The organism is Streptococcus sp. KHUD_016, from assembly GCF_051106465.1.
Taxonomy (GTDB): Bacteria; Bacillota; Bacilli; order Lactobacillales; family Streptococcaceae; genus Streptococcus.
In genome coordinates, this window is sequence record NZ_CP193663.1 from 1,168,170 (window position 1) to 1,184,416 (window position 16,247).

18 protein-coding genes are annotated in these 16,247 nt (G+C 40.5%); 7 read left to right on the plus strand and 11 right to left on the minus strand.

The window, feature by feature from the left end:
• Positions 1–8: 8 nt before the first annotated feature.
• From ACORHV_RS05465 to ACORHV_RS05485, 5 genes are all read right to left on the minus strand, one after another.
• Positions 9–398 (minus strand): cytidine deaminase, encoded by a 390-nt coding sequence (locus ACORHV_RS05465; protein ID WP_000246104.1) that lies wholly within the window; start codon positions 396–398, stop codon positions 9–11.
• Positions 385–1,047, minus strand: coding sequence for a deoxyribose-phosphate aldolase (deoC, locus tag ACORHV_RS05470; protein ID WP_000773690.1), 663 nt, complete (start codon positions 1,045–1,047; stop codon positions 385–387). Before deoC ends, ACORHV_RS05465 begins: the two co-directional genes overlap by 14 nt.
• A gap of 19 nt (positions 1,048–1,066) precedes the next feature.
• Entirely contained in the window at positions 1,067–2,344 is a 1,278-nt protein-coding gene (locus ACORHV_RS05475; protein ID WP_434397693.1) for a pyrimidine-nucleoside phosphorylase, read from the minus strand.
• Complete coding sequence (locus ACORHV_RS05480; protein ID WP_434397695.1) at positions 2,341–2,931, minus strand: class I SAM-dependent methyltransferase; 591 nt, start codon at positions 2,929–2,931, stop codon at positions 2,341–2,343. The genes ACORHV_RS05475 and ACORHV_RS05480 overlap by 4 nt, the downstream gene beginning before the upstream one ends.
• A gap of 202 nt (positions 2,932–3,133) precedes the next feature.
• Positions 3,134–3,538, minus strand: coding sequence for a hypothetical protein (locus ACORHV_RS05485; RefSeq protein ID WP_061427577.1), 405 nt, complete (start codon positions 3,536–3,538; stop codon positions 3,134–3,136).
• A gap of 201 nt (positions 3,539–3,739) precedes the next feature.
• Between ACORHV_RS05485 and coaA the strand changes: the two genes are divergently transcribed.
• The 3 genes from coaA (at position 3,740) to ACORHV_RS05500 (ending at position 5,550) form a co-directional block, all read left to right on the plus strand.
• Positions 3,740–4,660 (plus strand): type I pantothenate kinase, encoded by a 921-nt coding sequence (gene coaA / locus ACORHV_RS05490; protein ID WP_434397698.1) that lies wholly within the window; start codon positions 3,740–3,742, stop codon positions 4,658–4,660.
• Between the two features lie 67 nt (positions 4,661–4,727).
• Entirely contained in the window at positions 4,728–4,964 is a 237-nt protein-coding gene (rpsT, locus tag ACORHV_RS05495) for a 30S ribosomal protein S20 (protein WP_001274000.1), read from the plus strand.
• A gap of 52 nt (positions 4,965–5,016) precedes the next feature.
• Entirely contained in the window at positions 5,017–5,550 is a 534-nt protein-coding gene (locus ACORHV_RS05500) for a DNA topology modulation protein (protein WP_434397700.1), read from the plus strand.
• 178 nt (positions 5,551–5,728) lie between these two features.
• On the opposite strand, the gene ACORHV_RS05505 is transcribed toward ACORHV_RS05500, so the two are convergent.
• The 5 genes from ACORHV_RS05505 to ACORHV_RS05525 all read right to left on the minus strand — a co-directional run bounded on the left by ACORHV_RS05505 (position 5,729) and on the right by ACORHV_RS05525 (position 12,327).
• Positions 5,729–6,979 (minus strand): DUF6287 domain-containing protein, encoded by a 1,251-nt coding sequence (locus ACORHV_RS05505; RefSeq protein ID WP_000739018.1) that lies wholly within the window; start codon positions 6,977–6,979, stop codon positions 5,729–5,731.
• Positions 6,980–7,063: 84 nt separating this feature from the next.
• Entirely contained in the window at positions 7,064–9,061 is a 1,998-nt protein-coding gene (gene metG, locus ACORHV_RS05510; protein WP_434397702.1) for a methionine--tRNA ligase, read from the minus strand.
• Positions 9,062–9,196: 135 nt separating this feature from the next.
• Positions 9,197–10,456: an ABC transporter permease gene (locus ACORHV_RS05515; protein WP_033606364.1), complete on the minus strand. Its 1,260-nt coding sequence runs from the start codon at positions 10,454–10,456 to the stop codon at positions 9,197–9,199.
• 1 nt (position 10,457) lies between these two features.
• Positions 10,458–11,159, minus strand: coding sequence for an ABC transporter ATP-binding protein (locus ACORHV_RS05520; protein WP_278276143.1), 702 nt, complete (start codon positions 11,157–11,159; stop codon positions 10,458–10,460).
• Positions 11,143–12,327, minus strand: coding sequence for an efflux RND transporter periplasmic adaptor subunit (locus ACORHV_RS05525; protein ID WP_434397705.1), 1,185 nt, complete (start codon positions 12,325–12,327; stop codon positions 11,143–11,145). Before ACORHV_RS05525 ends, ACORHV_RS05520 begins: the two co-directional genes overlap by 17 nt.
• Positions 12,328–12,593: 266 nt before the next feature.
• Here ACORHV_RS05525 and gor point away from each other — a divergent pair, with 266 nt between their 5' ends.
• The 3 genes from gor to ACORHV_RS05540 all read left to right on the plus strand — a co-directional run bounded on the left by gor (position 12,594) and on the right by ACORHV_RS05540 (position 15,570).
• Complete coding sequence (gene gor / locus ACORHV_RS05530; protein WP_434397707.1) at positions 12,594–13,940, plus strand: glutathione-disulfide reductase; 1,347 nt, start codon at positions 12,594–12,596, stop codon at positions 13,938–13,940.
• 143 nt (positions 13,941–14,083) lie between these two features.
• The gene (locus ACORHV_RS05535) at positions 14,084–14,620 is read left to right on the plus strand and encodes a biotin transporter BioY (RefSeq protein WP_000709012.1); all 537 of its coding nucleotides are present in this window, start codon (positions 14,084–14,086) and stop codon (positions 14,618–14,620) included.
• Positions 14,621–15,012: 392 nt separating this feature from the next.
• Positions 15,013–15,570: a TetR/AcrR family transcriptional regulator gene (locus ACORHV_RS05540; protein ID WP_247942890.1), complete on the plus strand. Its 558-nt coding sequence runs from the start codon at positions 15,013–15,015 to the stop codon at positions 15,568–15,570.
• A 33-nt stretch (positions 15,571–15,603) separates the two neighbouring features.
• Here ACORHV_RS05540 and ACORHV_RS05545 read toward each other — a convergent pair whose 3' ends face one another.
• Positions 15,604–15,822 carry a YdbC family protein gene (locus ACORHV_RS05545; RefSeq protein ID WP_000807417.1) on the minus strand — a complete coding sequence of 73 codons (219 nt, stop codon included), beginning with the start codon at positions 15,820–15,822 and terminating at the stop codon, positions 15,604–15,606.
• A gap of 103 nt (positions 15,823–15,925) precedes the next feature.
• Here ACORHV_RS05545 and ACORHV_RS05550 point away from each other — a divergent pair, with 103 nt between their 5' ends.
• Positions 15,926–16,246, plus strand: coding sequence for a hypothetical protein (locus tag ACORHV_RS05550; protein ID WP_001250031.1), 321 nt, complete (start codon positions 15,926–15,928; stop codon positions 16,244–16,246).
• Position 16,247 lies beyond the last annotated feature (1 nt).

Below are 16,247 nucleotides of genomic sequence, written 5' to 3' on the forward strand. Positions count from 1 at the left end.
GGCCCAGACTAATTTAAGTCTGTAAATGAGTATGGAAGTAACTCCCCGACCGTCATCTCGACCGTCGATTTATCTTTAGCGACTAAAGTCACTTTTAGATCTTGTTCAAAAAATTCAACCATGACCTGGCGGCAAGCACCACATGGCGAGATGGGTTTTTCAGTTTGTCCGTAGACAATCAATTCTGAAAATTCCCGTTTCCCCTCAGAGACTGCCTTGAAGATAGCTGTACGTTCCCCACAGTTAGTCAAGGGATAACTAGCATTCTCGATGTTCACACCTGTATAAATACTACCATCCTTGGCTACTAAAACAGCTCCGATAGGAAAGTGAGAATAGGGCACGTAGGCATTCTTGCTGGTTTCAATTGCTAGTTCAATTAACTCAGTAGTCGCCATCAGCCAATTCTCCTTTTAAGATTGCTACACCAGCGGATGTTCCAATACGAGTAGCACCTGCTTCCACAAAAGCGACAGCATCCGCATATGAACGAGCTCCACCAGCTGCCTTAACTCCCATATCTGGTCCGACTGTTTTACGCATCAACTGAACATCCTCAATAGTGGCACCACCAGTTGAAAATCCAGTTGATGTTTTGACAAAGTCAGCGCCTGCTTTCTGGGATAATTGGCAAGCCACAACCTTTTCATCGTCTGTCAACAAGCAAGCTTCAATAATGACCTTCACCAACTTGTCACCACTTGCTTCTACGACAGCACGGATGTCCGATTCAACTAAATCCAGATTGCCTGATTTGAGAGCACCGACATTGATAACCATATCAATCTCATCTGCACCATTTTGGACAGCTTCTTTTGTTTCAAAAGCTTTCACAGCTGAAGTTGTTGCTCCCAAAGGAAAACCTACTACTGTACAAACTTTTACATCTGAGCCTTCAAGCCCTGTTTTCGCATGTTTCACCCATGTGGGATTAACACAAACGCTGGCAAAGTCATACTCACGCGCTTCAGATAGCAAACAATCAATTTGTTCTTGGCTTGCATCTTGCTTTAAAAGCGTATGATCAATATATTTATTTAACTTCATATTCGGATTCTCCCTGGTTTTATGAGATAATTTCTATAATTTCTCGTAAACTTTGCACTCCATCATTTATTTTAACATATTTTTGAAATTCTGTAACTAGTTCAGAAGAAATTTTTCCATTTGTATAAACTTTTGCAACAATTTCCCCTTTTTGAACGGAGTCTCCAACCTTCTTCTCAAAAACAATCCCTGTTTCATAGTCCAAGTCATCAGACTTGATTGCACGACCAGCTCCTAGTCTCATGGCATAGAGGCCAAATTCCATTGCAGGAAGAGCTGAAATAACACCCGTATCTTGAGCTGGAATTTCCACCACATGGGCAACTTTGACGGGGCGATAAAGATCTTCTAAATCACCGCCTTGTGCTGTTACCATTTCTTCAAACTTAGCCAGTGCTTGGCCATTTTCCAGGTGTTGACGGATTTCCTCGATCGTTTTCTCAACATCAGCCAATCCAAGCATAATCTGAGCTAACTCGCAGATAAAGTGACTAATATCTTCTCGACCTTTTCCTTGAAGAATCTCGATTGCCTCAAGGATTTCGAGACGATTGCCAATGGCTCGTCCCAAGGGTTGGCTCATATCGGTAATAACTGCTACCGTCTTTCGACCAACTGCCTTACCAAGATCCACCATGGTTTGAGCCAATTCGCGTGCCTCATCAACCGTCTTCATAAAGGCACCCTCACCGACCGTTACATCTAGCAAAATGGCATCCGCTCCTGCAGCAATTTTCTTGCTCATCACCGAACTCGCAATCAAAGGAATCGTGTCGACAGTTGCGGTCACATCTCGGAGGGCATAGAGAAGTTTATCTGCTTTAACCAGCTGATCTGACTGCCCAATGACAGATACACCAATGTCCTGTACCTGACGAATGAAATCCTCTTGACTTCGCTCGACTTGGTAGCCCTTGATGGACTCCAATTTATCAATTGTCCCACCAGTATGGCCAAGACCACGACCACTCATCTTAGCAACAGGCACGCCGAAACTCGCAACAAGGGGAGCCAAAATCAAGGTCACCTTATCACCTACACCACCAGTCGAATGCTTGTCAACTTTAACCCCCTCAATAGCTGACAAATCAAACTCCTGACCTGTTTTAACCATATTCATCGTCAGATCAGAAATCTCACGTGTGGTCATTCCTTTAAAATAAACAGCCATAGCAAAAGCAGACATCTGATAGTCTGGAATAGTTCCAGCCACATAGCCTTCTACCAGCCACTTGATTTCATTTGAAGTCAGTTCTTGACCATCTCGTTTCTTTTGAATTAAATCAACTGCTCTCATTCTTTCACACTTCTAAGGATATAATATCCCTTATCTTTCTTTACGATTTCACAATTTCCGAAAACGTCTTCCATCTTACTTTTAGCACTTGGAGCTCCTTGTTTTTTCTGAATGACAATGGTTAAATCTCCTCCGTCATTCAAGAAATCTCTGCTCTTTTCGATAATCTCATGAACAACCTGTTTGCCCGCTCGAATCGGCGGATTAGAAATAACATGGTCAAACTTCCCTTCAACTTGTTCATAGATATTGGATTGGAAAATCGTTGCTTCTACTTTATTACGTTCAGCATTTTGTCGCGCTAGGTCCAAGGCACGATTATTGATATCGACCATGGTTGCCTGAACTCCATAAGCCTTGGCTAACGACAAACCCAATGGCCCATAACCACAACCTACATCAAGAACAGTTTCTCCTTTGTTAACCTCTAGACACTTGAGCAAGAGCTGACTCCCAAAGTCAACCATTTTCTTGCTAAAAACACCCGCATCCGTCAAAAAGGTCATGTTTTCTCCCAACAACTCCACTCTCAACTCATGAATGTCGTGAGCAGCATCAGGATTTTCTGCATAATACATTTTACTCATAAAACTATTTTACCATAATTTGGCTTGAATTGTAAATCGTTTACAAAGTGATGATCAAATGAAAAAGACTGAAGAATCCTAGTCAAAAAACCTTTTCTTCAATCTCTTTCAATTATTAGAAATACATTACAATCTATCGGGAACTACAAATTATCATAGTCAGGAAAAAACAGTTCGTCTGCAATCGGGCGCATTTTTATTACTATTTCTTAACCTTAAAATACTTTATTATCAACAAGATTCCCAATATGATGTTTAGATAAAAACCCAACTGATAAGTTTGTGTCAAGATTTCCAAACTTGTCCAAAGTCGTATCAAATCTTCTAGTGACATACGGAATAAATAACCCTCTGTAGCAATCCATAGGACTAAAAAGAAATAACTACCCGCAGCAAGCCATTTCGTCCACCGTTTTTTTAGTATGAAAGCAATCAAGAGCGAACAGATAAAGACAACTGTTACAATAGCATGTTCCATCAAAAAAGTAAAACCGTAATAGATTTCCACAAAGCGTCTACCATTATCCGCATTGACTCCTTTTATAAAAGGTAAGGCAAAACTTAAAATAAAACAGAGTTCCAATATATAACGTTTTAAGATTTTCATGACACACCTCCTATAAGTTGTGAACCACAAAGCCCACTTTCAATAACTGATAAGTCTTCAGAAACCATTCTCTATCTCATCATTAAATTATTCAACCTCCATCTACCTCTATTATACGATATTGACTTACTACCATCAAGAAACCGCTTTATTTTTTTAGCTTTTTATGGTATGATAAACAAAATATCTAGGGGAAAACAAATGACCAACGAATTTTTACATTTTGAAAAAATCAGTCGCCAGACTTGGCAATCATTGCATCGCAAAACAACCCCTCCCTTGACAGAGGAAGAGTTAGAATCCATCAAGAGTTTCAATGACCAGATTAGTCTACAGGACGTAACAGATGTCTATCTTCCCCTAGTTCATCTTATCCATATTTACAAGCGCACCAAGGATGATTTGGCTTTTTCAAAAGGAATTTTTCTCCAACGTGAAAGCAAATCCCAACCTTTTATTATTGGGGTTTCTGGTAGTGTTGCTGTGGGCAAATCGACCACTAGTCGCTTACTTCAGATTCTTTTATCACGTACTCTCCCAGATGCTACTGTAGAATTGGTGACAACTGACGGTTTTCTCTATCCCAATCAAACCTTGATTGACCAAGATATCTTAAATCGCAAAGGTTTTCCTGAAAGTTATGATATGGAAACTTTGCTGAATTTTCTTGATCGTCTAAAGAATGGGCAAGATGTTGATATTCCTGTCTATTCTCATGAAGTGTATGACATCGTTCCTGGAGAGAAACAACGTGTCAGAGCTGCTGATTTTGTCATTGTCGAGGGCATCAATGTCTTTCAAAACCCTCAAAATGAGCGCCTTTACATCACTGATTTCTTTGATTTCTCCATCTATGTGGATGCTGCTGTCGAGGACATTGAAAGTTGGTATCTGGATCGTTTCTTAAAACTCCTCAGCTTTGCCCAAAATGATCCCAACAGCTACTACCACCGCTTTACACAAATGCCAATTGGAGAAGTTGAAGCCTTTGCACACCAGGTTTGGACCAGCATTAATCTCACAAATCTACAAAACTATATCGAACCGACAAGGAATCGCGCTGAGGTTATTCTCCACAAGACTAAAAACCATGAAATTGATGAAATTTACCTAAAAAAATAATTTCCCCTTGTCAAAACCTAAGTTTTCATATATAATGGTATAGTTAGTAAATATGGAGGTAAGAACATTGGCAAACATTAAATCAGCTATCAAACGCGCTGAATTGAACGTTAAACAAAACGAAAAAAACTCAGCTCAAAAATCAGCTATGCGTACTGCTATCAAAGCTTTCGAAGCAAACCCTTCTGAAGAACTTTTCCGTGCTGCTAGCTCAGCTATCGACAAAGCAGAAACTAAAGGTTTGATTCATAAAAACAAAGCAAGCCGCGATAAAGCTCGTCTTTCAGCTAAACTTGCTAAATAAGAAACAGTCCATAGAGGCTGTTTTTTTGTCCTCTAATCAGAAAAGGTAGAAAATGAAAATCGCAATCATAGGATATTCTGGAGCAGGCAAGTCAACTCTAGCTGAAAAGTTTTCAAACTACTACTCCATCCCCAAACTGCATATGGACACACTCCAATTTCAACCTGGTTGGCAAGACAGTGACCGCGAATGGATGTTGGGCGAGATGAAAAACTTTCTCACAAAGCATGAAGCTTGGGTTATCGATGGCAACTACTCTTGGTGCTATTACGAGGAAAGAATGCAAGAAGCTGACCAAATCATCTTTCTCAACTTTTCACCATGGACTTGTCTCTTTCGAACCTTTAAACGGTATCTCACATACCGAGGAAAGGTCAGAGAAAGTATGGCAGCAGGCTGCCCTGAACGCTTTGACTGGAACTTTATCAGATGGATTCTCTGGGATGGGCGGACAAAGAATGCTAAAGAACGTTATCAACGGGTTCAAGAAAACTACCCAGAGAAAGTAATTGTCCTCAGGTCACAAAAGGAGATGGACCACCTCTTAGAAAAGCTCACACATAACAAGAAAAACCAACGTACCTAACGTTGGTTTTTTGCTTTTACCCAATCACACTTCCGTTTGGTACAGCTGGATCAACTGTGAGAAGGGTTAACTTGCCTTCATGTTCAGCTGAGAGGGGTACATCAGAATAAGTATTTCATAAAACTATTAAACTCGAAAAAAAGCCCAAATGCTATCTGATTACTGAACATTTCACCTACTAATGAGAAACACTTGCCTCTACTCTATAATAATAAAAATCTTCATCATAATTTCCAGCTGATTGAGTAATAATTAATCGCGGCCGTGAGCTATCTGATTGATCACCCATTGGATTTTTAAAACCTATTTTAAACAATCCAATAGCAGCACTCGTATGACCACTTTGTAAACTAACATATGGAACACTGCTCTTCTTAGATGAATCTTTTATTACTTTAATCCTATTTCCATCCCCAGTTGTTCCATCAGAATTAATTATCAATTCCTTACCGCGACCATTCCTCCATTTTCCAACAAGTGTTGAAATATCTCCATTTTCAATCGCTTCAATATCTAAGTCTACTTCTGAAATTGTATTTTTTTGGTATATTTCCCACCAACCCACTTTATATGGTCTAAGATAACTTTTTCCATAAAGAATTCTATTTTCTTGAATTTTCTCATTATCTGGTCCAGTTTCATTAGCAGGAATAAATGTTAGCACTAATTCTTGCCCAATAATTGCATTTTTATTATCCCCTACAAAATAGACTTCATAATAACCATTATTTTTCTTCGGTTTTTTACTTTTATCTAGCTTGAATTGAGCATGTGTAGAACCACTCCAAAACAGCCAATTTCCCTCTTGTTTGGATATTTTGGGGAAGACTGAGGTTTTATCTTCAAAATAATCTTCAGGACTGTACCCATACAAAGTAAAGTTTGATTCCGCTATTGCTTTTTCTAAATAGTCATTAGAATATGTCCCTTCAAAAGCGCTTAAATCTCCTTGAAGAATATTATCCTTACTATTTTTAAAATAATCAGTCCTACTAGCAAATACCATTTCATGATTCTTATTTCCGTCTGATAAGGTAATTACCGTTAAAATGTTAGATGAATCATCTACATTATTAACTAAAATAGAGATTTTAAAATCCTTATTTCCATCTGATTTATTAAATTCTGTAACAGAAGACCTATTGTTGCCATCTTTCTTCCAATCCGTAGAAAAGTCTCCAAATACATTACCTTCGTCTGTATTATATGAGATTCTCCAATTTTGATTATTTTTAGCAACAGTAGCTTTCTCACCTGTAGAAGAAATATAATCACCTGAAATATCCTCAAAATCTGATTTTATGACTTCAGTAGTAGTTGATTGCACTTCTTGATGTTTACTTTCTTTACGATTTATAAATAAAGAAAACAAAAGAAAAATAGCAAGTAGTAAAACAACTCCTAAATAAAGAATAGCATTTTTCTTCATTCCCAATCTCCAAAATATTATTTATTTTAGTAAAAAAACAGTTTTTCTATACGAAAAATAGAAAACTGTTTTTATCTATAGATTTTACCCAATCACACTTCCGTTTGGTACAGCTGGATCAACTGTGAGAAGGGTTAATTTGCCATCATGTTCAGCTGAGAGAATCATCCCTTGACTGACATATTTCTTCATCATCTTACGTGGTTTGAGGTTGGCAACGATTTGGACTTTCTTGCCGACCAATTCTTGTTCGTTTGGATAGTATTTTGCAATACCAGAAAGAATTTGACGATCTTCACCATCTCCAGCATCCAAGCGGAATTGAAGCAACTTATCAGAACCTTCTACTTTAGAAACTTCTTTTACTTCTGCGACACGGATTTCAACCTTATCAAAATCTTCAAACTTGATTTCATCCTTGTTTAGTTTGAGTTCAACTTCATCTGGATTCCATTCTTTTTCGACTGCTGGTTTGTTGCCTTCCATTTGTTCCTTGATATAGGCAATCTCTTCTTCCATGTCCAGACGTGGGAAGATTGGTGTTCCTTTGGCAACAACAGTCACATCTGCAGGGAAATCTGCCAAGCTCAAGTTTTCTAGGCTAGAAACTTCTGCTAGACCAAGTTGTGCCAATACAGCGCGACTAGTTTCCATCATAAAGGGCTCAATCATGTGAGCTACAACACGAAGGCTGGCTGCCAAGTGGCTCATGACACTTGCCAATTGGTCACGGTGCTCTTCATCCTTAGCCAAGACCCATGGGGCTGTCTCATCGATGTATTTGTTGGTACGTGAGATAAGTGTCCAGACTGCTTCAAGGGCACGTGGGTAGTCAACTGCTTCCATGTGAGTATGGTAGTCAGTGATAGATTGCTCTGCTACTTGTGCAAGAGCATGGTCAAACTCTGTTACACCCTCTACATAGGCAGGGATTTGCCCATCAAAATACTTGTTGATCATGGAAACCGTACGGTTAAGGAGGTTTCCAAGGTCATTGGCCAATTCATAGTTGATACGGCCGACATAGTCTTCTGGAGTGAAGGTTCCATCTGAACCGACTGGAAGGCTACGCATGAGGTAGTAACGAAGTGGATCCAGTCCATAACGTTCTACTAGCATTTCAGGGTAAACGACATTCCCTTTAGACTTAGACATCTTGCCGTCTTTCATGACGAACCAACCGTGGGCAATCAAGCGGTCAGGCAATTTCATATCCAACATCATGAGAAGAATTGGCCAGTAGATAGAGTGGAAACGAAGGATGTCTTTCCCTACCATGTGGAAGACCGTTCCATTCCAGAACTTGTCGTAGTTAGCATGATCGTCTTGCCCGTAACCAAGAGCAGTCGCATAGTTAAGAAGGGCATCAATCCAAACATAGACAACGTGTTTTGGATTTGATGGGACTGGCACGCCCCAGGTAAAAGTTGTACGAGAAACTGCCAAATCTTCTAAACCTGGCTCAATGAAGTTTTTCAACATTTCATTGAGACGGCCATCTGGAGTGATAAAGTCAGGGTGCGATTTGAAAAATTCAACCAAACGGTCTTGGTATTTGCTGAGGCGAAGGAAGTAAGACTCTTCAGAAACCCATTCCACTTCGTGACCTGATGGAGCAATACCGCCAGTTACATTACCAGCTTCATCACGGAAAACTTCCGCAAGCTGACTTTCTGTAAAGAATTCTTCATCTGAAACTGAATACCAACCAGAATATTCACCTAGGTAGATGTCATCTTGAGCAAGTAAACGTTCAAAGACTTGCGCCACTACTTTTTCATGGTAGTCATCCGTCGTACGGATAAATTTATCGTACGAGATATCAAGTAATTGCCAGAGTTCTTTGACGCCAACCGCCATGCCGTCAACATAAGCTTGAGGTGTGATGCCAGCTTCTTCCGCTTTTTGCTGGATTTTTTGACCATGCTCATCAAGACCTGTTAGATAAAAGACATCGTAGCCCATGAGGCGTTTGTAGCGAGCTAGGACATCACAAGCGATGGTTGTGTAGGCAGAACCGATATGAAGTTTACCAGATGGATAGTAAATCGGTGTTGTAATATAAAAATTCTTTTCAGACATAATTTTTCCTTTCCAGGCAAATGAAACCTGTTTTTCTAACACTTCATTATATCATATTTTCGGTGATTTTCGATAGGAAAATCCATACAAAAACAAGACAGACAAATGTCCATCTTGTTTCTCCTGTTCTATATCTTATTCATAACGAAGGGCTTCGATTGGATCGAGCTTAGAGGCTTTATTGGCCGGCAAGACTCCGAAAATCATCCCAACACTTGCTGACACAGCCAAGCTAAAGAGAGCGATTGGGAGGGAAACCCCAACTTCAATACCTGCAATCATGTTTTGAAGCAGTACTCCAGCTAACATGGTCATTCCAGCAGCAATCCCAAGACCGATGACACCACCTAGCAAGGTCAAGATCATGGATTCAATCAAAAACTGAACTAAGATATTAGCCCGTGTAGCTCCGAGAGCCTTACGCAAACCAATCTCACGCGTACGTTCTGTCACCGAAACCAGCATGATATTCATAACACCAGTTCCCCCGACAAAGAGAGAGATTCCTGCGATGGCACTGATAACAGTGGTCATAAAACCAAATAGTTGTTGTACCTCTTGGAAGGCGGCAGTGGCGTCCGCAACTTGGTACTCCCCTTGCTGAAGACCTGCAATCTCAGTCAGTTTTCGAGCCAACTCTGGACCCAAGGTCTGCGTTAGACTAGTATCATTGACACGAAAGACGATGTTCGAGATTTCATCAGTATTAAAATTGGCTGCGAGAGAGATATTGGTCGTAATTGGAAGACCACCAATCCCAAAGGCTTTAGCAGTTTTGGCTTCATTGCTTGTATAAACGCCAATCACACGGTAACTAAATTCATTGACAGAGATGACTTGATTAACCGCAGCTTCTGGACTATCAAACAAACTCTTGGCTAGTTCTTCGTCCAGCAAAATCACACTAGCAAATTCCTTGTAGTCTTGCGGTCTTAGACTTCTACCCGCAACGATTTCATTTTCAACTGCGTTCATGTAGGTGCTATTTCCACCAGTCAAAGTCGCTCGTTCAACCTTCTTATCCTTATAAGACAGGGTGACGTTGGTCGAGTTAGTGACATAGTAACTGTCTACTCCTTTGAGTTTAGCAGCCTCCTTGACCCAAGACTCTAGTGGTTTTGGCGGTTCAACATGAACATCCTCTTCTTTCCCACTGACTGTCAAAGCTGACTGACGCTGAGTAAAGGAGCCATCCTTGCTCTTGATAGGAGAGAAAAATACATGGATATCCTTCTGCGATTTGGTCATGTTTTTATTGACCTGACGAGACATAGAGTCGCCAAGAGCCATGATGACAACGACAGACGAAACTCCGATGATAATCCCAATCATGGTAAGGAAGGAGCGCATCTTGTGGGCCATGATGGATGAAAAGGCAAATTTCAGATTCTGCATCTTAGTTTTCCTCCTTTTCTACCTGAGCACTGTCAGACGAGATGACACCATCACGAATGACAATTCGGCGTTTGGCATAGGCAGCAATCTCAGGCTCATGCGTGACCATGATAATGGTTTTCCCTTCCTTGTTTAACTCCACCAACAGCTGCATGATTTGATTTCCTGTCTTGGTATCCAAGGCTCCTGTGGGTTCGTCTGCTAGGATGATAGAGGGATTATTTACCAAGGCACGCGCAATCGCTACACGCTGCTTTTGACCACCTGATAACTCAGAAGGCAAATGATGACTGCGCTCCGTCAACTCAACCTTTTCCAGAAATTCCTCAGCCAATTTTCGACGTTTTGAAGCCGAAACACCAGCGTAAATCAAGGGCAATTCGACGTTTTGAAGTGCATTGAGCTTGGACAAGAGAAAGAACTGCTGAAAGACAAAGCCGATTTGCTGATTGCGGACCTTGGCCAGTTGTTTCTCTCCCAGGCCTGCCACTTCTTGCCCTTCAAGGTAGTACTCTCCACTGGTTGGTGTATCCAACATTCCGATGGTATTCATCAACGTAGACTTACCAGAACCAGAAGGTCCCATAATGGCAACAAACTCACCTTCATGAACTTCTAGATTGATATTTTTAAGGACCTGCAGTTCTTGGTCACCATTTCGGTAACTCCTGCAGATATTTTTGAGACTAATTAGTTTCTTCATCAGCCTTCACCTCTTTTCCTTCTTCCAAGGAAGATGTTGGATTACTGATGACCTTGGCACCGTCTGTCAAACCTGAAGTAATTTCTTGGTTGTCTGCGTCCGCATTCCCCAAAGTAACTTCTACCTTCTTCGCTTTTTTCTGGTCGTCAACGATCCAGACATAGTTTTTGTCATTTTCGGTAACAACACTTGTCAAAGGAACAAGGATGGCCTTACTCTTGTTTTTGACTTCCACACTGACAGAGAAGCCTTGTTTCAACTCACCGATATCGCTAGTCACATCAACAGTATAAGGGTACTTAGATCCAGTATTTCCTCCAAGGGCTGCATTTGCTGCTTCTCCATTGTTTTTAGGATAATCAGAAATATAGCTGATTTTTCCTGTCCAGCTCTTATCTTGGTAAACCTTCGAAGTAAAGGTAACTTCTTGGCCTACAGAAAGGTTAGCAAGATTGTATTCAGACAACTCCCCTTTGACCTGCAAGTTTTCATTACTTACGACATGTACTACCACTTGGCTATTACCTGTTGGCGATTTGGAAACATTACGATTAACTTCAACTACAGTCCCTTCTAGTGTACTGAGGACAGTTGCGGCATCTAGCTGTGCTTGAGCCTTGTTGAGCTGAGCCACAGCATCTGCACGGTTATCCTTGGCATCACTGATTTGAGAATCAATAGAGGATACGGAAGAAGTCGTTGCTTGCGCTTGTTCTGGGAGTCCTGCTTCTGTTGGAATCTGTGGGGAAGCTGGTACAGCTGATGCATTTTCACGAGCTTTGTTTAACTCCTCAATATGACGGTCTGCCTTTGCAACTGCACGATCGGCTGCATCATAGGCAGCTTGAGCATCTGCACTGCTGTATTTGACCAAAGCTTGCCCTTCTTCGACCTTGTCCCCGACTGAAACGAGAATTTCATCTAAATCTCCCTTACTAGCATCAAAATAAACGTATTGTTCATTTTTGGCTGTAACCGTACCTGACAAGAGAACCGATGAAGCAACAGAACCTTCCTTAGCAGTAACGATATGAGATGTTTCCTCCTTGACTGCTGACTGGGAAGGTTGTCTAAAAATCAAAATCCCCGCAGCACCGATAACAATAGCACTGGCAACACCAATCGCTGTGTATAATTGCCATTTTTTTGCCTTCTTATTTCTTTTCATTTTTAAGCTCCTTTATTCTTTTGCCTTACAAAAACCATTATATCAGAAACACCAAGCCCAAACAATGACAGTTCAGATGGAAACAATGACAATTCAGGATCATTATTTCGTTCGGTATTCGTTTGTTGGATTATTGTGCTAGATATATAATACAATATCTTTTTGAATTTGGCAAGCGTTTTTATAATTTTTTTATCGTAGCAGATTTTTGCATTCAAAAAATAAAAACGATAGAATATGACTATCAAAGCTATAAGGAGTTTTCTATGAGAGAATATGATATCATCGCCATCGGTGGAGGAAGCGGCGGCATTGCCACTATGAACCGCGCTGGCGAACACGGTGCTAAAGCTGCTGTTATCGAAGAGAAAAAATTAGGTGGAACCTGCGTCAATGTCGGCTGTGTTCCTAAGAAAATCATGTGGTATGGAGCTCAAATCGCTGAAAGCTTCCACCACTACGGCCCTGACTATGGTTTTACAAGTTCAGATGTTCAATTTGATTTTGCTAAACTTCGTCAAAACCGTGAAGCCTACATCGATCGTGCCCGCTCGTCTTATGATGGAAGTTTCAAGCGCAACGGGGTTGATTTGATTGAAGGTCGTGCTCATTTTGTTGATTCCCACACCGTTAGCGTTAATGGTGAATTGATTCGTGCCAAGCATATCGTGATTGCGACTGGCGCTCGTCCAAGCATCCCAACTATTCCTGGAGCTGAACTCGGTGGCAGCTCAGACGATGTCTTTGCTTGGGAGCAACTTCCTGAATCCGTTGCGATTCTTGGAGCTGGCTATATCGCCGTTGAATTAGCAGGTGTTCTCCATGCACTTGGAGTAAAAACGGATTTGTTTGTCCGCCGCGATCGTCCCTTGCGTGGTTTTGACAGTTACATCGTTGAAGGACTTGTCAATGAAATGGAAAAAACAGGTCTACCTTTGCACACACATAAGGTACCCGTCAAGCTCGAAGAAACGGAGCAAGGCATTACGATTCATTTCGAAGACGGTTCTAGTCACACTGCCAGCCAAGTTATCTGGGCTACTGGACGCCGTCCAAATGTAGACGGACTTGAGTTAGAAAAGGCTGGCCTCACACTCAACCAACGTGGATTTATCCAAGTGGATGAGTATCAAAATACAGTTGTAGATGGCATCTATGCTCTTGGAGATGTTACTGGTGAGAAAGAACTTACCCCCGTAGCCATCAAGGCAGGACGTACCCTATCTGAACGTCTCTTTAATGGAAAAACAAATGCCAAGATGGACTACACGACTATCCCTACTGTTGTCTTCTCCCATCCTGCTATCGGAACCGTCGGTTTGACCGAGGATCAAGCTATCAAAGAATACGGCCAAGATAACATCAAAGTCTACAAGTCAAGCTTTGCATCAATGTACTCAGCCGTTACAAGCCATCGTCAAGAATCTCGCTTCAAACTCATCACTGCAGGTACTGACGAAAAAGTTGTTGGCCTACACGGACTTGGTTACGGAGTGGATGAGATGATTCAAGGATTCGCTGTTGCTATTAAGATGGGAGCAACCAAGGCGGACTTTGATGCTACAGTAGCAATCCACCCAACCGCTTCAGAAGAATTTGTGACCATGCGCTAATTATCGCAAGAGACCTCTTGAGGTCTCTTTTTACTTGCAAAATCGGCCGTTACAAAATTGTTACCTTGATTCCAAAAATAGGTTGACTTTTGTTTCTGAATTAGTATAATAGTTACTATAATTTTGAAAAGAGGTTAACAGTTTTGAAAAAAGCTCATATCTATGCTATCCCTGCTATAGGTGCTGCTCTCATCGCCGTATTGGCACAAATCAGTCTCCCTATCGGTCCTGTCCCCTTCACTCTGCAAAACTTTGCGATCGGTCTGATTGCTACTGTTTTTAGACCCAGAGAAGCTGTTCTATCTGTAGCTCTCTATCTCTTGCTGGGTGCCATTGGTTTACCTGTTTTTGCAGGGGGAGGAGCTGGATTTCACGTTTTAGTCGGCCCAAGTGCAGGCTATCTTTGGTTCGACCTTGTCTATGCTGGACTTACATCTTATCTCATCCATCAAAAAAGTAGCTACATTCGCATTTTCCTAGCCAACCTCTTGGGCGATTCACTCGTCTTTGTCGGAGGTATTCTCAGCCTCCACTTCCTTGCCGGGATGCCATTTGATAAGGCACTAGCTGTCGGTGTCCTTCCCTTTATCCTCCCTGATCTTGGTAAGATTATTGCCATTAGTTTCATTAGTCGTCCCCTACTCGAACGATTGAACAGCCTTCCATATTTTTCAAGATAAAAGAATAGTCCAGAACAATTGTTCTGGACTATTTCCTTTCTAAGAATCAACTGTACACTATTTAGCTACTTGACTATTCTTATACCGGTATGAATATTAATCGTTTTATTCTTCAAATTACAGCTATTCACGATATGCAAAGTAGAAAAGTATTCTAATTGATTCAAACCAAATAAGCTTCCATTGATTTTGGATTCTTAGCAATTGTATACTTTTCAGAAAACGCATTTTCAATGATTGAGCTATATTTTATAAATTATTTGTGATACAATAGAGCTACCTAAAAGATTCAGAAAATTTAATGTTCATTGATTGTTTATATTAACTTGAACATTCTGATTTTTCTTCATTCAAAAATAACTGTAAATAATTATAAGTAGAAAGGTAATTCTATGGCAAAGAATACTCGTGAGCTAATCATTAGAGCTCTCATCACACTAGCTAAGAAAAATCCTCAGCGTAGTTCCTTTACAATGACTGAAATTGCTGCTGAAGCTGGTATTTCACGACAAGCGATTTATCAAAAGCATTTTAACAACTTTGAAGATATTATCGAATACATTCACGAAGAGACCAATCAGCACATTTTTAACGTCTTTAATAAGTACTGCCCTAGCAATGATGGAGATCCTATCAGCTTTTTAGCAGACCATATACTTCCTCTCATATACGAAAAAAGGGAAATTGTTAACACCTTGTATACCACACAAGTCGACCCATGTTGGAAGGAATTTCTGCGTGGAACATACTCAGAGTGGGTACTAAAGAATGTCAATTACCAACTGAAATATAATTTTAATAAAGAGGACATCGCTTATATCATTACGACCATGGCAATCTCTTTCATTGAAGTCTGGATTCGTAAGGATGATCCAACACCACCTGAAGAGTATAGAGAGACTTTTATTCAATTGTCTAAAACTTCTCTGTGTGACTATATTGTGTCCTAAAAAAAGAATCTTGAGTTGCACTCAAGATTCTTTTTATTGTTGCCCTTTAAAGGCATCGACCATTACCTGAAATTCTTCATTGGAAAGCGTGATTCCTTTGCCCATTTTGGTATGGTCTGGGCTCCAAGCGCGAATGTCAAACTTTGCAGGGGCACCATTAAAGCTAACGCGATTTAGTTCTTTTGTCCATCCTTTGTCATTTTCAGACAAGGTGAGCAAGTGTTCTTCGATTTCAAATGTAAATTCTGCCATTTTAACTCCTTTATGTGATATGCTTTCTATAGTCTATTCGTAAAAATCTTGTGGTTTTTAGGAAAATTTTATATAATGTGGATATATAAGAAGGGAGGATTCTATGAGACAGACATTCAAACTAGTTCTAGATAAACTACATGGTTTTCTCAATGGGAATGATGATCATCCTCAAATCGAGGATAACTCCCTCACTGCTATGATTGAACAAGCCATCCAAAGAAAGACGGCTGTTCATGTCATACTTGCTGAGACAAGTTTTACGGGTGATATTGTTAAACACGATGCTAATCGCCAACAAATTATCGTCAAAAATTTTTCAAAAAACGTGACCCGAATCATTCGTATCAGTGATATTAAACGACTTCGTTTTGTTCCCTCAACCGTACAAAAAGCTCAGAAAAATCTATTTAAGAAAGAGTGAG